The organism is Janthinobacterium sp. PAMC25594, assembly GCF_019443505.1.
In the GTDB taxonomy this organism is placed as follows: domain Bacteria; phylum Pseudomonadota; class Gammaproteobacteria; order Burkholderiales; family Burkholderiaceae_D; genus Janthinobacterium.
The window spans coordinates 3,224,688-3,240,891 of record NZ_CP080377.1; the positions used below are offsets into that span (position 1 = coordinate 3,224,688).

7 protein-coding genes, 2 tRNA genes and 3 rRNA genes are annotated in these 16,204 nt (G+C 57.0%); 1 reads left to right on the forward strand and 11 read right to left on the reverse strand.

Annotated features, from left to right (window positions below; translation table 11 throughout):
- Window positions 1-10: 10 nt before the first annotated feature.
- The 5 genes from rrf to KY494_RS14535 all read right to left on the reverse strand — a co-directional run bounded on the left by rrf (window position 11) and on the right by KY494_RS14535 (window position 5,186).
- Window positions 11-123: ribosomal RNA gene (gene rrf / locus KY494_RS14515) — 5S ribosomal RNA — on the reverse strand.
- A gap of 138 nt (window positions 124-261) precedes the next feature.
- A 23S ribosomal RNA gene (locus tag KY494_RS14520) occupies window positions 262-3,151 on the reverse strand.
- 239 nt (window positions 3,152-3,390) lie between these two features.
- Window positions 3,391-3,466 (reverse strand) — tRNA-Ala (locus KY494_RS14525).
- Window positions 3,467-3,477: 11 nt separating this feature from the next.
- A tRNA-Ile gene (locus KY494_RS14530) sits at window positions 3,478-3,554 on the reverse strand.
- A 101-nt stretch (window positions 3,555-3,655) separates the two neighbouring features.
- Window positions 3,656-5,186: ribosomal RNA gene (locus KY494_RS14535) — 16S ribosomal RNA — on the reverse strand.
- Together the 16S, 23S and 5S rRNA genes with 2 tRNA genes alongside form the textbook arrangement of a ribosomal RNA operon.
- A gap of 611 nt (window positions 5,187-5,797) precedes the next feature.
- Between KY494_RS14535 and KY494_RS14540 the strand changes: the two genes are divergently transcribed.
- On the forward strand, window positions 5,798-7,786 hold the full coding sequence (locus KY494_RS14540) for a sigma-54-dependent Fis family transcriptional regulator (RefSeq protein ID WP_257572402.1): 1,989 nt from the start codon (window positions 5,798-5,800) through the stop codon (window positions 7,784-7,786).
- A gap of 1 nt (window position 7,787) precedes the next feature.
- On the opposite strand, the gene KY494_RS14545 is transcribed toward KY494_RS14540, so the two are convergent.
- The 6 genes from KY494_RS14545 to adh all read right to left on the reverse strand — a co-directional run bounded on the left by KY494_RS14545 (window position 7,788) and on the right by adh (window position 16,156).
- Window positions 7,788-8,798 carry an FAD:protein FMN transferase gene (locus KY494_RS14545; RefSeq protein ID WP_219891401.1) on the reverse strand — a complete coding sequence of 337 codons (1,011 nt, stop codon included), beginning with the start codon at window positions 8,796-8,798 and terminating at the stop codon, window positions 7,788-7,790.
- Complete coding sequence (locus KY494_RS14550; RefSeq protein WP_258194893.1) at window positions 8,788-10,890, reverse strand: 4Fe-4S binding protein; 2,103 nt, start codon at window positions 10,888-10,890, stop codon at window positions 8,788-8,790. The genes KY494_RS14545 and KY494_RS14550 overlap by 11 nt, the downstream gene beginning before the upstream one ends.
- 69 nt (window positions 10,891-10,959) lie before the next feature.
- Window positions 10,960-12,084: a porin gene (locus tag KY494_RS14555; protein ID WP_258194895.1), complete on the reverse strand. Its 1,125-nt coding sequence runs from the start codon at window positions 12,082-12,084 to the stop codon at window positions 10,960-10,962.
- A gap of 322 nt (window positions 12,085-12,406) precedes the next feature.
- The gene (locus tag KY494_RS14560; RefSeq protein WP_257572405.1) at window positions 12,407-14,143 is read right to left on the reverse strand and encodes a PQQ-dependent methanol/ethanol family dehydrogenase; all 1,737 of its coding nucleotides are present in this window, start codon (window positions 14,141-14,143) and stop codon (window positions 12,407-12,409) included.
- Between the two features lie 49 nt (window positions 14,144-14,192).
- Window positions 14,193-14,582, reverse strand: coding sequence for a DUF779 domain-containing protein (locus tag KY494_RS14565; RefSeq protein WP_219891403.1), 390 nt, complete (start codon window positions 14,580-14,582; stop codon window positions 14,193-14,195).
- A 53-nt stretch (window positions 14,583-14,635) separates the two neighbouring features.
- A complete protein-coding gene (gene adh / locus KY494_RS14570; RefSeq protein WP_099760759.1) occupies window positions 14,636-16,156 on the reverse strand; it encodes an aldehyde dehydrogenase in 1,521 nt (506 codons plus the stop codon).
- Between the last annotated feature and the right edge of the window lie 48 nt (window positions 16,157-16,204).

The following is a 16,204-nucleotide window of genomic DNA, read 5'->3' on the forward strand; positions in this document are numbered from 1 at the left end:
CGTATAACAAGCCTGACGATAACCTACTTTCACACTGGTTGCAGCACTATCATCGGCGCAAAGTTGTTTCACGGTCCTGTTCGGGATGGGAAGGGGTGGGACCAACTTGCTATGGTCATCAGGCATAACTTGTACTGGCATTTGTCCTCAGTGGAGCGACAAAGCCATGAATCTGGAAGAAGCAAAGATTGGGTAATGAATAGTAGTATCAACAAACGCACAACGTTGTACCGTCTTATCCTCTGTACCTGCTAAGGTTATAGGGACAAGCCGTACGGGCAATTAGTACTGGTTAGCTTAATGCATTACTGCACTTCCACACCCAGCCTATCAACGTCCTGGTCTCGAACGACCCTTCAAAGAGCTCAAGGCTCTGGGAAATCTCATCTCAAGGCAAGTTTCCCGCTTAGATGCTTTCAGCGGTTATCTCTTCCGTATTTAGCTACCCGGCAATGCCACTGGCGTGACAACCGGTACACCAGAGATACGTCCACTCCGGTCCTCTCGTACTAGGAGCAGCCCCCTTCAAATTTCCAACGCCCACGGCAGATAGGGACCAAACTGTCTCACGACGTTTTAAACCCAGCTCACGTACCACTTTAAATGGCGAACAGCCATACCCTTGGGACCGGCTACAGCCCCAGGATGTGATGAGCCGACATCGAGGTGCCAAACTCCCCCGTCGATATGAACTCTTGGGAGGAATCAGCCTGTTATCCCCAGAGTACCTTTTATCCGTTGAGCGATGGCCCTTCCATACAGAACCACCGGATCACTATGTCCTACTTTCGTACCTGCTCGACTTGTCAGTCTCGCAGTTAAGCACGCTTATGCCATTGCACTATCAACACGATGTCCGACCGTATCTAGCGTACCTTCGAACTCCTCCGTTACACTTTAGGAGGAGACCGCCCCAGTCAAACTGCCTACCATGCACTGTCCCCGATCCGGATAACGGACCAAGGTTAGAACCTCAAACAAACCAGGGTGGTATTTCAAGGTTGGCTCCACGAGAACTAGCGTCCCCGCTTCAAAGCCTCCCACCTATCCTACACAGATTGGTTCAAAGTCCAATGCAAAGCTACAGTAAAGGTTCATGGGGTCTTTCCGTCTAGCCGCGGGTAGATTGCATCATCACAAACATTTCAACTTCGCTGAGTCTCGGGAGGAGACAGTGTGGCCATCGTTACGCCATTCGTGCAGGTCGGAACTTACCCGACAAGGAATTTCGCTACCTTAGGACCGTTATAGTTACGGCCGCCGTTTACTGGGACTTCAATCAAGAGCTTGCACCCCATCATTTAATCTTCCAGCACCGGGCAGGCGTCACACCCTATACGTCCACTTTCGTGTTTGCAGAGTGCTGTGTTTTTATTAAACAGTCGCAGCCACCAGTTTATTGCAACCCTTTCACCCTTCTGGAGTAAACCAGTCAAGCTACCGGGGCGTACCTTTTCCCGAAGTTACGGTACCAATTTGCCGAGTTCCTTCTCCCGAGTTCTCTCAAGCGCCTTAGAATACTCATCTCGCCCACCTGTGTCGGTTTGCGGTACGGTCTCGTATGACTGAAGCTTAGAGGCTTTTCTTGGAACCACTTCCGATTGCTTCATGCACAAGTGCACTCGTCTCAACCCCTTGAATTCCGCACCCGGATTTGCCTAAGTGCCTTCTATGAGCCAAAAACCAACTATTCCAACAGTTGGACAACCTTCCGCGATCCGTCCCCCCATCGCATCATACGACGGTGCAGGAATATTAACCTGCTTCCCATCAGCTACGCATCTCTGCCTCGCCTTAGGGGCCGACTCACCCTGCTCCGATGAACGTTGAACAGGAAACCTTGGGCTTACGGCGTGGAGGCTTTTCACCCCCATTATCGCTACTCATGTCAGCATTCGCACTTCTGATACCTCCAGCATCCTTTACAAGACACCTTCGCAGGCTTACAGAACGCTCTCCTACCATATCTATCTGTGATAAATCACAGAACAATATCCGCAGCTTCGGTGACTGGCTTAGCCCCGTTACATCTTCCGCGCAGGACGACTCGATCAGTGAGCTATTACGCTTTCTTTAAATGATGGCTGCTTCTAAGCCAACATCCTGACTGTTTTAGCCTTCCCACTTCGTTTTCCACTTAGCCAATCTTTGGGACCTTAGCTGGCGGTCTGGGTTGTTTCCCTCTTGACGCCGGACGTTAGCACCCGACGTCTGTCTCCCAAGCTCGCACTCATCGGTATTCGGAGTTTGCAATGGTTTGGTAAGTCGCAATGACCCCCTAGCCATAACAGTGCTCTACCCCCGATGGTGATACTTGAGGCACTACCTAAATAGTTTTCGGAGAGAACCAGCTATTTCCAAGTTTGTTTAGCCTTTCACCCCTACCCACAGCTCATCCCCTAATTTTTCAACATTAGTGGGTTCGGACCTCCAGGGCGTGTTACCGCACCTTCATCCTGGCCATGAGTAGATCACTTGGTTTCGGGTCTACACCCAGCGACTGATCGCCCTATTCGGACTCGATTTCTCTACGGCTTCCCTATGCGGTTAACCTTGCCACTGAATGTAAGTCGCTGACCCATTATACAAAAGGTACGCAGTCACGGAACAAGTCCGCTCCTACTGTTTGTATGCACACGGTTTCAGGATCTATTTCACTCCCCTTCCGGGGTTCTTTTCGCCTTTCCCTCACGGTACTGGTTCACTATCGGTCGATTACGAGTATTTAGCCTTGGAGGATGGTCCCCCCATATTCAGACAGGATGTCACGTGTCCCGCCCTACTTGTCGTACGCTTAGTATCACCGGTCCAATTTCACATACGGGGCTATCACCCACTATGGCTCCCATTTCCAGGGGATTCTGTTATCGGTCCGACTATCACGTACAGGCTCTTCCCATTTCGCTCGCCGCTACTTTGGGAATCTCGGTTGATTTCTTTTCCTGCAGCTACTTAGATGTTTCAGTTCGCCGCGTTCGCCTTGCATACCTATGTATTCAGTATGCAATACCCTAAAAGGGTGGGTTGCCCCATTCGGAAATCTGCGGATCAAAGTGTGTTTGCTCACTCCCCGCAGCTTATCGCAAGCTACTACGTCCTTCATCGCCTGTAATCGCCAAGGCATCCACCATGTGCACTTATTCGCTTGTCCCTATAACGTTAGCCTCTCATCATTTACATGACGAAAGAGCGCTACAGGGATAAGAAAGTACAACGTTGTTGCTTGTTTGTTGATACATACAATCATTACCCATCGATTCGCTTTTTACGGCAAACCGATCAATAAATAATCTTTACTTCTTCCAGATTGTTAAAGAACGAAACAGCTTTGATCGCTAAAAGATCAAACCTAAACCTAACCGGCTTACGTTTGCACTTTCGGTAAAACTTTGGTGGAGGATGACGGGATCGAACCGACGACCCCCTGCTTGCAAAGCAGGTGCTCTCCCAGCTGAGCTAATCCCCCTGGGTAATGACTGGTAGGGCTGGTTGGACTCGAACCAACGACCCCCGCGTTATCAACACGGTGCTCTAACCAGCTGAGCTACAGCCCCAACGCGGTGCTACTGACGACTACTGTTTCTTCTTAATTAAACAGCCGATAAGTGTGAACATTTGATGCGTGAATCAGTTACCTGACTCGTGCAAACTCTAGAAAGGAGGTGATCCAGCCGCACCTTCCGATACGGCTACCTTGTTACGACTTCACCCCAGTCACGAATCCTACCGTGGTAAGCGCCCTCCTTGCGGTTAAGCTACCTACTTCTGGTAAAACCCGCTCCCATGGTGTGACGGGCGGTGTGTACAAGACCCGGGAACGTATTCACCGCGACATGCTGATCCGCGATTACTAGCGATTCCAACTTCATGCAGTCGAGTTGCAGACTACAATCCGGACTACGATACACTTTCTGCGATTAGCTCCCCCTCGCGGGTTGGCGGCGCTCTGTATGTACCATTGTATGACGTGTGAAGCCCTACCCATAAGGGCCATGAGGACTTGACGTCATCCCCACCTTCCTCCGGTTTGTCACCGGCAGTCTCATTAGAGTGCCCTTTCGTAGCAACTAATGACAAGGGTTGCGCTCGTTGCGGGACTTAACCCAACATCTCACGACACGAGCTGACGACAGCCATGCAGCACCTGTGTACTGGTTCTCTTTCGAGCACTCCCTGATCTCTCAAGGATTCCAGCCATGTCAAGGGTAGGTAAGGTTTTTCGCGTTGCATCGAATTAATCCACATCATCCACCGCTTGTGCGGGTCCCCGTCAATTCCTTTGAGTTTTAATCTTGCGACCGTACTCCCCAGGCGGTCTACTTCACGCGTTAGCTGCGTTACCAAGTCAATTAAGATCCGACAACTAGTAGACATCGTTTAGGGCGTGGACTACCAGGGTATCTAATCCTGTTTGCTCCCCACGCTTTCGTGCATGAGCGTCAATCTTGACCCAGGGGGCTGCCTTCGCCATCGGTGTTCCTCCACATATCTACGCATTTCACTGCTACACGTGGAATTCTACCCCCCTCTGCCAGATTCTAGCCTTGCAGTCTCCAATGCAATTCCCAGGTTGAGCCCGGGGATTTCACATCAGACTTACAAAACCGCCTGCGCACGCTTTACGCCCAGTAATTCCGATTAACGCTTGCACCCTACGTATTACCGCGGCTGCTGGCACGTAGTTAGCCGGTGCTTATTCTTCAGGTACCGTCATTAGCAAGAGATATTAGCTCTTACCGTTTCTTCCCTGACAAAAGAGCTTTACAACCCGAAGGCCTTCTTCACTCACGCGGCATTGCTGGATCAGGCTTTCGCCCATTGTCCAAAATTCCCCACTGCTGCCTCCCGTAGGAGTCTGGACCGTGTCTCAGTTCCAGTGTGGCTGGTCGTCCTCTCAGACCAGCTACTGATCGATGCCTTGGTAGGCTTTTACCCTACCAACTAGCTAATCAGATATCGGCCGCTCCACGAGCATGAGGTCTTGCGATCCCCCACTTTCATCCTTAGATCGTATGCGGTATTAGCGTAACTTTCGCTACGTTATCCCCCACTCTAGGGTACGTTCCGATATATTACTCACCCGTTCGCCACTCGCCACCAGAGCAAGCTCCGTGCTGCCGTTCGACTTGCATGTGTAAGGCATGCCGCCAGCGTTCAATCTGAGCCAGGATCAAACTCTTCAGTTTAATCTCTGTTACTTTGCCATTTTATTGGCACCGTCTTGCGACGGGTCGCTCACTCAAAAAACTGACAGGCCACTACTTGCGTAGCGCCTATTTCATTATTTCTTGTGAACATTTGATATTTTAAGTTAGACGCCAATCCGAAGACTGACGCTGCACTTACATCAAATGCCCACACTTATCGACTGTTAATTGTTAAAGAACGGTATTCGGTACTGCTTATTTACTGCTCTCGCGCTATCGACAAAGCGTTGTGTTTGTCAGCTGCGAAGAAGGAAGAGTATGAAGCTTTTTCAGCATTTCGTCAACCTTCTTTTTTACCCGCTTCACTCGGCATTTGCATGCATCGTTCAGCGAGGGGGCGAATTATAGCCCTGCCCCGCACGCCCCGCAAGGGCTATTTTTGCACCCCGTGAAACGCCCCTGGCACCGCACTTGCTTATACAGGCATATGCACTGTCCACTGAAAGGAGCAACTCTGGGCCTGGCAGCAACACCGGGGATAGTCCGGTTCGCTTTGCTTTGCTCCCATCTGTGACAGGTGCTACATTATGGAACACTCTCGATATTCAAAAGAGCGCCGCAGTACAGGGCCCAACGGAGGCAACGAGATCATGTATCAACCGTCAGCTACTTACCGTAGCGCACCGTTTTCGTCCATCGCGGACGCGAACATTTTGCCGGCAGGACAGGACAACGTCCCCGTCATCATCGAAACGTCGCATCAGCGCTCAGTCGCCTTTGGCCTGTCGCCCACGGCCACGCCCGACTTTACGCCGGCCGGCAAATCCGACCTGTCGCTGCTGATCGAGCAAAACCGCATGCTGCACACGCATGCGCTGCCCGCCATGGAAACCCTGTACCAGCAAATCGTCAACACGCACAATATGGTGATTTTGACGGATGCCAATGGCGTGATCGTGCATTCGCTGGGCGACGATGATTTCCTGGAGAAAGCCAACCGCGTGGCCCTGCAGCCGGGCGTGGCATGGTCGGAACAAAGCCGCGGCACGAATGCCATCGGCACGGCCATCACGGAGAAAGTACCGACCCTGGTCCATGCGGACCAGCATTACCTGGCCGCCAATCACTTCCTGACTTGCTCCGCGGCACCGATCACCGATCACCGGGGCAATGTCATCGGCGTGCTGGACGTGTCCAGCGATCAGCGCAGCTTTCACAAGCATACGATGGCCCTGGTGCGCATGTCGGCGCTGATGATCGAGAATCAGCTGTTTTCCGCCACCTTCGAGGACGCCATCACCGTGCACTTCCACGCGCGTCCCGAATTCATCGGCACCTTGATGGAAGGCATCGCCTCATTCACGCCGGGCGGACGGTTTTTATCCGCCAATAAAAACGGTTTGTTCCAGCTGGGCCTGTCATTCGCCGCGCTGCAGTCGCATACCTTCAGTTCACTGTTCGGCTTGCCCGTGTCTGCCCTGTACGAACATTACCGAACGGCCTCACCCGGTTTGCTGAACCTGTGCATGCACAGCGGCGTACGCGTGTATGGGCGCGCGCAGTTGCGCTTGTCCAATAGCGTCTTCCAGCACGGCTTTACTGCCAGCACCGACCATAGCGATATCAACGCCGTGCCGGCCCAGGTTCCCGCGCCTGCCAGCCATGCGGCCAACGCGGCGCGCCGCCTGTCCGGCCTGCGCTACTTGCGCACGGGCGATCCGCAACTGGAACTGGTGATCGAAAAGGTCAACAAGGTATTGGGGCGCGATATTCCCATCCTCGTCATGGGAGAGACAGGCACCGGCAAGGAATTGCTGGCGCAAGCCATCCATAACGACTCGCCACGGGCCATGGGACCGTTTATTGCGGTCAATTGTGCGTCCATCCCGGAAACCCTGATCGAGTCTGAACTGTTCGGCTATGAAGACGGGGCATTTACAGGTGCGCGCAAGAAAGGGGCCATCGGCAAGATTTTGCAAGCGAATGGCGGCACCCTGTTCCTTGATGAAATCGGCGACATGCCCTTCGGCTTGCAGGCGCGGCTGTTGCGCGTGCTGCAGGAACGCATGGTCACCCCGCTGGGCAGCAGCAAATCGATCACCGTCAATGTGGAACTCATTTGCGCCACGAATCACAACTTGCGCGAACGCATGGCCAAGGGACTGTTTCGCGAAGACTTGTATTACCGCCTGAATGGCCTGGTGGTCAAACTGCCGCCGCTGCGCGAGCGCACGGACCTGGACACGGTCGTGAAGAAAATCCTTGCAACGGAAGCGCCCGACACGCGCTATACGGTGGCGCCGGACATCCTGCGCCTGTTCCACCAGCATAAATGGCCGGGCAATTTCCGCCAGTTGACGAACCTGTTGCGCACGGCCATCGTCATGGCCGGCGACGAGCATGAAATCTGCTTGCGCCATATGCCCGATGATTTCCTCGACGATATTGAGATGACGCAAGCGACTGCCGCCAGCGCCAGCACGGACCGCATGATCGCCGCCGGCGCCAACCTGGAAGAGATGGAGCAAAGCGCGATCCTCAAGTCGCTCGATGCCCACGGCGGCAACGTCTCGGCCACGGCGCGGGCCCTGGGCGTGTCGCGCAATACGATCTATCGCAAGGTGCCGCATTTGAAATAGCCTAGAGTAGGCGGGCAAAGCCGGGCGACATCGTGCGCCGGCCCTGCTTGTCGATGGTCATCAGGTCGACGCCGTCCATGCGCGCGGCCATCGCATGCGCGCGCGCGGCCCCCGTCACCATGAAGGTGGTCGACAAACCATCGGCCAGCAAGCCCGTGGGCGCCAGCACGGTCACGCTGGCCAGTTCGCCCGGCGAATCGCCTTTCGAAGGGTCGAAGATGTGGTGATGCACGAAGTCCGGCGTAAACGTGCATTCGTAATCACCCGACGTGGCCACGCTGCGCCCCTCCACTTTCAAGCTGGCCGCCAGGATTTCTGCGTCGCGCGGGTCCTGGATACCCAGGGTCCACGGACGGCGCACGGAGCGCTGTCCGCGCGCAATGAACTCACCCGTGTCGAGCAGCGCGTGCCGTATGCCGCGTGCCTGCACGGCCGCCAGCGCCATGTCCGCCGCGTAGCCTTGCGCCAGACCATTCAAGGTCAACGCCATGCCGGACTGAAGAAAACGCACTTCCCGGCTATCCCACGCCAGTTGCCGCCAGCCTACCCGCGCCTGCGCCGCACGACGCAATGCGTCCACCGGCACGCTTGCCTGGTCTGCCGCCGCGCGAAACAGCTGCCATAAAGGTTGCACGGTGATATCAAACGCCCCATCGCTCCATTGCGACAAGGCTTGCGCCTGCGCCAGCACGGCCAGCAGCTGCGTGTCCGGCCGGGCCAGGCGGCCATCACGGTTCAGCTGGAAGACTTGGCTGGCCGGGCTGTAAATGCTCATCAGCCGGTCGATATTCCTGGCCGCATGCAAGGCGTCTTCAATCGCCAGTTCGGCTTGGTGCTGATCGTGGTGCAACACGGTGACGGCGATCGTCGTGCCAAACGCCAACGCGGCGCCTTGATAAGGCCGCACGCCGGACGCCGTGGCCGTGCCGCGCGCCATGCTGCCAGGCAAGGACAAGCCCGCCATACCGGCCACGCTGCCGATCGCTGAGGAAATAAAGGTTCTACGCTGCATTGCTGCTCTCCTCTGCCGTGGCCCGGACGATGGGAATGGTGCGGGCACGCTTGATTTCCAGCATCAAGGGTGCGCATTTTTCATCGCTGGCGTAAATCACCACGCAATCCATGCACTGGAAACACTCGCCGTAATCAACTTTCCCGCTCGGCGCGATGGCGTGATACTCGCAACGGTGGCGGCAGGTCTGGCAGGGCGTGCCGCACTCCTTGCGGCGCGGAATCCAGTTGAACAGGCGAAAGCGTCCCAGCAGCGCCAGCGCCGCGCCAAACGGGCACAGGTAGCGGCAAAAGAATTTATAGGAAACACTGCTGAGCAGCAGCAAGCCCACGGCATAGGCGACGAAGGGCCAGGCGCGCACGAAGTTCAAGGTAATCGCCGTCTTGAACGGCTCCAGCTCGACCAGCTTGTCCGTGATCTGGCTGGAAAACATGCTGCTGCCAAGAATGGCCGCCAGCAAGCCATACTTGATCCATTTCAAGCGCCCGTCCAGGCGCGGCTTGATCTTCCACTGCGGCAAGCGCAGCCACTGGCCCAGCTTGCCCGTGAATTCCTGTAGCGCGCCGAACGGACACAGCCAGCCGCAAAATGTGCCGCGCCCCCAGATCAGCAGGCTGAGCAGCACGAACGCCCACAGGATCACCGTCATCGGATCGAACAGGAAAAAGCCCAGGCTGCGGCCCGCCAGCAGCGCCTGGATGACACCCGTGATATTGACAATCGATAACTGCCCCTGCGCGTAGTAGCCGATGAACGCAATGGTAAACAACAGGAACAGGCGGCGGAACCACACGAATTGCCGGCCATCGCGCACCAGGCGTTTCTGCCAGGCCAAAGCGCAAGCCAGCAGCGCCAGCCCGGCGAGCAAGAGCAGCAACTCAGCCTTGCGGTTCTTCCACGTGCCGCGCCAGCCGGCATCGTCGCCTTGCGGCGCGCTATAAAAATCGGCCGGCAAGCGGTAGCTGAAATCGACGTTGCGGGCGATGCGCTCCGGATACACGATGCCCTTGTTGCGCGTGATCGGCATGGTGAACGCCAGCGGGCTGGCCGCATCGAGCCCCGCCTGACTGATGACGCGAAAGACAGCGATATTTTCCGTCGGCAACGGTCCTGCATCAGACAACGTCAATTCCAGGTCCAGGTCGCGCATGTCGATGGGCAAGCCATCCTGCTTCAGCAACAGCCGGTCCGGCACGGTGCCGCGCACGAAATCGTCGCCCAGCACACTGTAGCGCCCGCGCGACATGACGAGGATGGCGTGGTCGCCCTCGTCGAGTCGGTTGCGCAGCTTGTTCCAGCTGCGCTCCGTCAACAGATTGCGTCCCACCGTGGGCACGGAGACATAGGCCAGGTACAGGTCGATGAACACGCCGTCCGGCTCGCGCTGGGCCTGCGCATCGAGTCCCGCGCCATTGCTGCCGGCAAACAGGGTTTCCACGTCCTTATTGCTCAGGCGTACATGCTGAATCAAGCCTTGCGCCAGCATCTGCGCCGCGCTGCGTTTCTCGAACACGTCCATGCGGATGCGGGCGATCTGGTCGGGGTCGCGTCCTTGCGCAAAACCCAGTTTTTTGCGCGACACTTTCAAGGCCGAGGCCAGCACGCTCTGGTTGATGATGCGCACGGAGGCCGTCGCCTTCGACACGCCGTCGATATCGGCATGCGTCGCATCTGGCGCGCGTTTCTTCTTGGCATCGATGGCGATGTTCTGTTTCAGCGACAGCCCCTGATACTGTTTGACGAATTGAAACAGCGGTGCTTCACCGAGGCCGTCGAGAAACACGGGTTCGTGCTGCGACAGGACGGATACGTCGAGAAAACTGCCCTGCGGATTGATGGCGATCAATAAATTGACGGGAACGCCGGAAAAGCCGGGAATCGGCGCCAGGTCCACCGACTCAAACACGTAGCCGACCAGTTCGGTGGCCGTGGCGTTTTGCCGGAACAAGGGCCAGACGGGCAAATCGGCTTCCTTCTCGCCCACGACGATGGGAGCAGGAAAGCGCCGTGCCAGCTCGGCCTTGGTGAGCACGCCCGCCCACGCCTGTCCCAGAATGAACAGGAATAACCAGCAAGCTATGACTAACCGCATTATCCGCCGCATTGTCCACATTCATTGCACTCCGTGCGGCGCCCTGTCGCAAGGCGCCGCGTTCATTAATTAGAAGAAAATGATGCCGCCCAGCGACACGCCATTCATCTTCGCTTCGCCGCCCGTAAAGCCTTTCGAGCGCGTCTGGCCCAGTTCGCCCACCAGGGTGATCGCGCTGTTGAGCGAGTAGTACGCACCGAGGGTCAGGTTGGCGTTCGACTTCAAGCCGCCCGTGCCGGCCGTGTTGTCGTCGTTCTTGCTGATGCCGTAGGACAAGCCCAGCTTCAGCTTGTCCGTCGTTTTATATGTGCCTTGCAGCAGCCAGTTCTTCGACTTGGTATCGCCCTGATCCGCATCGGACAAGATACCCAGCCCTTTGCCACCCTGGAAGTTGAGCAGCACGCCGGCCGGGCCCATCTGATAGGAGCCGCCCACCTCCACGCCGCGCATGGTCAGGTCATCCACGCCTGGCGTTTTCGAGGTGAATTTTTGCGACTTCACGCCCAGCCAGGCTTTCAAGCCTTCCTGCGCATACGTCACTTGCGCCTGCACTTGCGGACTCGATTTCGAAGAATAGGTCGAGCCTGCCACGATGGGCGTGTCGGACACGGGGCTGACCAGCGCCACATCGACGCCAAAGCCGCCCGACTTCGGCGAGCTGTACATGATTTGGCCATAGTTGCCCAGATACGTGTAACCGGCGCCGATATGGCCCAGAGTCACCCGGCCCCGTTGCGTCGCCTGCACGGGTGCACCCGAGCCCAGCAAGGTCATGTCGGACAAGATCGCATTCGCGCCAAAGATGCCGTAGTCGCGGCCCAGCTTGAAGGTGCCCATTTCCGCATTGCCGAACGTGAAGAAGGCCTGGCGCACATCGACCACGCTGTTCTGGCTGATGGCACTGTCCGTGGCCGTCGAGTTATAGATGCCGATCAAGGCTTTCACGTCATACTCACCCAGCCGCGAGCTTGCCGAGGTGATCAAGCCATTCGGCAGCAAGCCGTTACCGATCGTGGTGCGGTCCTTTTCTCCGCCGCAACCGAGCGCCTGGCCGCCCAGCGCCAGCCCGCCCACCGCATCACCCGAACAGGACACTTGCGTGTAATAGGCGTTGACGATGCCGCCCACCGACACGGTCCAGTCGCCCGCCTTGATATCGACGGCTTGTGCCTGCCCCATCGCTGCGATTGTCATGACACCCAGGCTCCCAAGCTTGATTAATGTGTTCATTGCTTCTCCTCTTTCTTCTCTGTTTTTAGTGTGCACACCAGTGATTGATGTACCTCAAGCTTTGGCAATAAGCGTGCCCAGCACTGCTCAGAGGAGGAAAGAGAAAAAGCGTATTTAACGTGTGCAGCAGCGGATCAATTGCCACAGATAGTGTTCATTTTTTGACCGCAAGTATGCATATCGGGCGTGCAGGTAAACAAAAAACTGACGGCCTGGCCGTCAGAAAAAAGAAAGCGCCCGGCGGACAGGGAGACACCTATCCGAGTGGCCCGGGCGTTTCACCCCCTTACTTCGATGCCAGCTTGAAGACCCACACGGAACCGCCCTGTTCCAGGAAGTTGACCTTCTTCGCCACTTCGCCACCCCACAGTGGCACGGCGCCACCCCAGCCCGATACGACGGCTACATATTGCGTATCGCCATCCTGCCAGGTGACGGGTGGCGCCACGACGCCGGAGCCCGTCTGGAATTTCCACAGTTCCTTGCCTGTCTTCGCATCGACGGCTTTCAGGAAGCCTTCCGGCGTGCCGTAGAACACCAGATTGCCGGCCGTACTCATCACGCCGCCCCACAGCGGCGCGTTGTTCTTGATTTCCCAGACGATCTTGCCCGTCTTCGGATCGATGGCGCGCATGGCGCCGATGTAGTCGTCAAACAAAGGCCGGATGGTAAAACCCGCACCGAGGAAGGCGCCGCCCTTCTTGTAGCTGATCGGCTCGTTCCAGATGTCCATGCCCCACTCATTCGCGGGTACATAGAACAGCTTGGTTTGCGGCGAGTACGCCATCGGCATCTGGTTTTTTGCACCGAGGAAAGCGGGCGCGGCAAACACGGTCGTGCCCTTCTTGCCTTCTTCTCCCTTGGTCGGGTCGCCTGGGCGGCCGGCGGCGATGTAATTCGGCCGTCCCGTTTTCAGGTCGATGCTGCTGGCCCAGGTGATTTTTTTCACAAACGGAAAGGCGTTCTGCAACTTGCCCGTGTTGGCGTCGATGACATAAAAGAAACCGTTGCGGTCGGCCTTGCCGCCGTAACGCTTGCCATCCATGTCGAAGGTGACGAACTCGTTGGCGCCGTCGAAATCCCAGGCATCGTTGGGCGTGTTTTGATAGGCCCACTTGATCTGGCCCGTTTTCACGTCCAGCGCCACGGTGGACGACGAGTACAGATTGTCGCCGGGACGCAAATGGCTGTTCCATGGCGCCGGGTTGCCGGTGCCGAAATAGGCCAGCTTGGTTTGCGGATCGTAGGTGCCGCCCATCCAGGTCGAGGCGCCGCCCGTTTTCCACAGGTCGCCCGGCCAGGTCTTGTTCACCGTTCCCGAGATGCCATTGTCGATGGCCTTGCCATCCTTGTCGTAGCGGTGGCCCATATGGCCCTCTACCGTCGGACGGCTCCATACCAGCTCACCCGTCATCGGGTTGCGCGCCTCGACCCGGCCGACGATGCCGAATTCCCCGCCCGACACGCCCGTCAGCAGCAAGCCTTCGGCGATCAGCGGCGCCGCCGTCATCGAGTAACCGGCCGCATAATCGTCGACCTTTTCCTTCCAGACGATCTTGCCCGTGTTCTGGTCCAGCGCCACCAGATAGGCGTCCAGCGTGCCGAAAATCACCAGGTTGCCATACAGGGCGGCGCCGCGGTTGACCACGTCGCAGCATGGCATGATACCGTCCGGCAAGCGATGCTCATACTTCCACAGTTTGGCGCCCGTTTTCAAGTCGACGGCAAAGATGCGCGAATACGATGCCGTGACGAACATCTTGCCGTTATGAATCAACGGCTGCGATTCCTGGCCCCGCTGTTTTTCGCCGCCAAACGAGAACGACCAGGCCGGCACCAGCTTGGCCACAGTCTTGTCATTGATCTGCGTCAACGGCGAATAGCGCTGCCCCTGCGTGCCCATGCCAAACGACAGCACGCTGGCCGGATTCTTCGCCGTGTTGTCGAGCATGGCATTGGTGACATTGCCCACGTCGGCCGCCTGGACCAACGAGGCGACACTCAAACCGACGACGATTCCCATGATTTTTTTCTGCACAATCATCTCCCTCTGTTTTATTAGTATGTGTGTATCAAGTCTTGCGGTGCTCATGCGGCTGGGCATGCAACAGCACACACTCTTCATCGGTGAACAGGCGCGAGCGCGTCAGGAAGCGCTTGCCCGTGCCGTTGTCGAGTGAAAACATGCCGCCATTGCCATCGACCACATCGATAATCAACTGGGTATGCTCCCAGTACTCGAATTGCTCGAGTCCCATGTAAAACGGTGTGCCATTCAAGTTGCCGAGATAAACATCGGTGTCGCTGACATCGAACTCGCCCAGCGCATAGCACATGGGCGCACTGCCGTCGCAGCAGCCGCCCGACTGGAAAAACATCAACGGGCCGTGACGCTGACGCAACTTGTCCATCATTTCCAGCGCCGCATCGGTGGCGACCACCCGGGCAATTGCTGCACTCATGGCATCCCTTTCTGCGCCGCGCCTGGACTACAGGCGTGGCGCCTGTAGCCGGTTTAGAAGAAGCCCAGCGCTTTCGGGCTATAGCTCACCAGCAAGTTCTTCGTTTGCTGGTAGTGGTCGAGCATCATCTTGTGGTTTTCACGGCCGATACCCGATTGCTTGTAGCCACCAAACGCGGCGTGGGCCGGATACAGGTGATAGCAATTGGTCCACACGCGGCCCGCCTGGATGGCGCGCCCCATGCGGAAGGCGCGCGAGCCGTCACGCGTCCACAAGCCGGCACCCAGGCCGTACAAGGTATCGTTGGCAATCGCCAGCGCTTCGGCCTCATCCTTGAAGGTGGTCACGGAGACGACGGGCCCGAAGATCTCTTCCTGGAAGATGCGCATCTTGTTATTGCCCTTGAACACCGTCGGACGCACGTAGTAGCCGCCCTCCAGGTCGCCTGCCTGCGTATGGCGCTCGCCGCCAGCCAGCACTTCGGCGCCTTCCTGGCGGCCGATGTCGAGGTAGGACAGGATTTTTTCCAGTTGCTCCTGCGACGCCTGGGCGCCGATCATGGTGGACGAGTCGAGCGGGTTGCCCTGCTTGATGGCGGCCACGCGCTTCAAGGCCCGTTCGATGAATTTCTCGTAGATCGATTCCTGGATCAGCACGCGCGATGGGCAAGTGCACACCTCGCCTTGATTCAGCGCAAACATGGTAAAGCCTTCCAGGCACTTATCGAAATAATCATCATCGGCATCCATCACGTCTTCAAAGAAGATGTTCGGCGACTTGCCGCCCAGCTCCAGGGTGACGGGGATCAGGTTTTGCGCGGCATAGCCCATGATCAGGCGGCCCGTGCCCGTTTCACCCGTAAAGGCGATCTTGGCGATGCGCTTGCTCGACGCCAGCGGCTTGCCCGCTTCCAGGCCGAAACCGTTGATGATGTTCAACACGCCCGGCGGCAGCAAGTCGCCGATCAGCTCGATCAACACCATGATGGAGGCGGGGGTTTGCTCGGCCGGCTTCAAGACCACGCAATTGCCGGCGGCCAGGGCTGGTGCCAGTTTCCACACGGCCATCAGAATCGGGAAATTCCACGGGATGATCTGGCCCACGACGCCCAGCGGCTCGTGATAGTGATAGGCATAGGTTTCCGCGTCGATTTGCGCGACGGAACCTTCCTGCGCGCGGATGCAGCCGGCGAAGTAACGGAAATGGTCGATGGCCAGCGGAATGTCGGCATTCATCGTTTCACGGATCGGCTTGCCGTTATCGATGGTTTCCGCCGTGGCGATCAGGCTCAGGTTCTGTTCGATGCGGTCGGCGATGCGGTTCAGGATATTGGCGCGCTCGGCAGGTGAAGTCTTGCCCCAGGCATCCTTGGCGGCATGCGCGGCATCCAGCGCCAGCTCGACATCTTCCGCCGTGGAACGGGCGATTTCGCAAAACGGCAAGCCCGTGATCGGCGTGATGTTAGGAAAGTATTCACCTTTTACTGGGGCAACGAACTGACCGCCGATGTAATTGTCATAGCGTTGTTTGAAGGGATTGGCTACGCCCAGTTTGCTGATGTCTGCGAGATTCATGTCGTCCTCTATCGGGTTAATTAGAATGGAATTGCTTTAATTAAAATC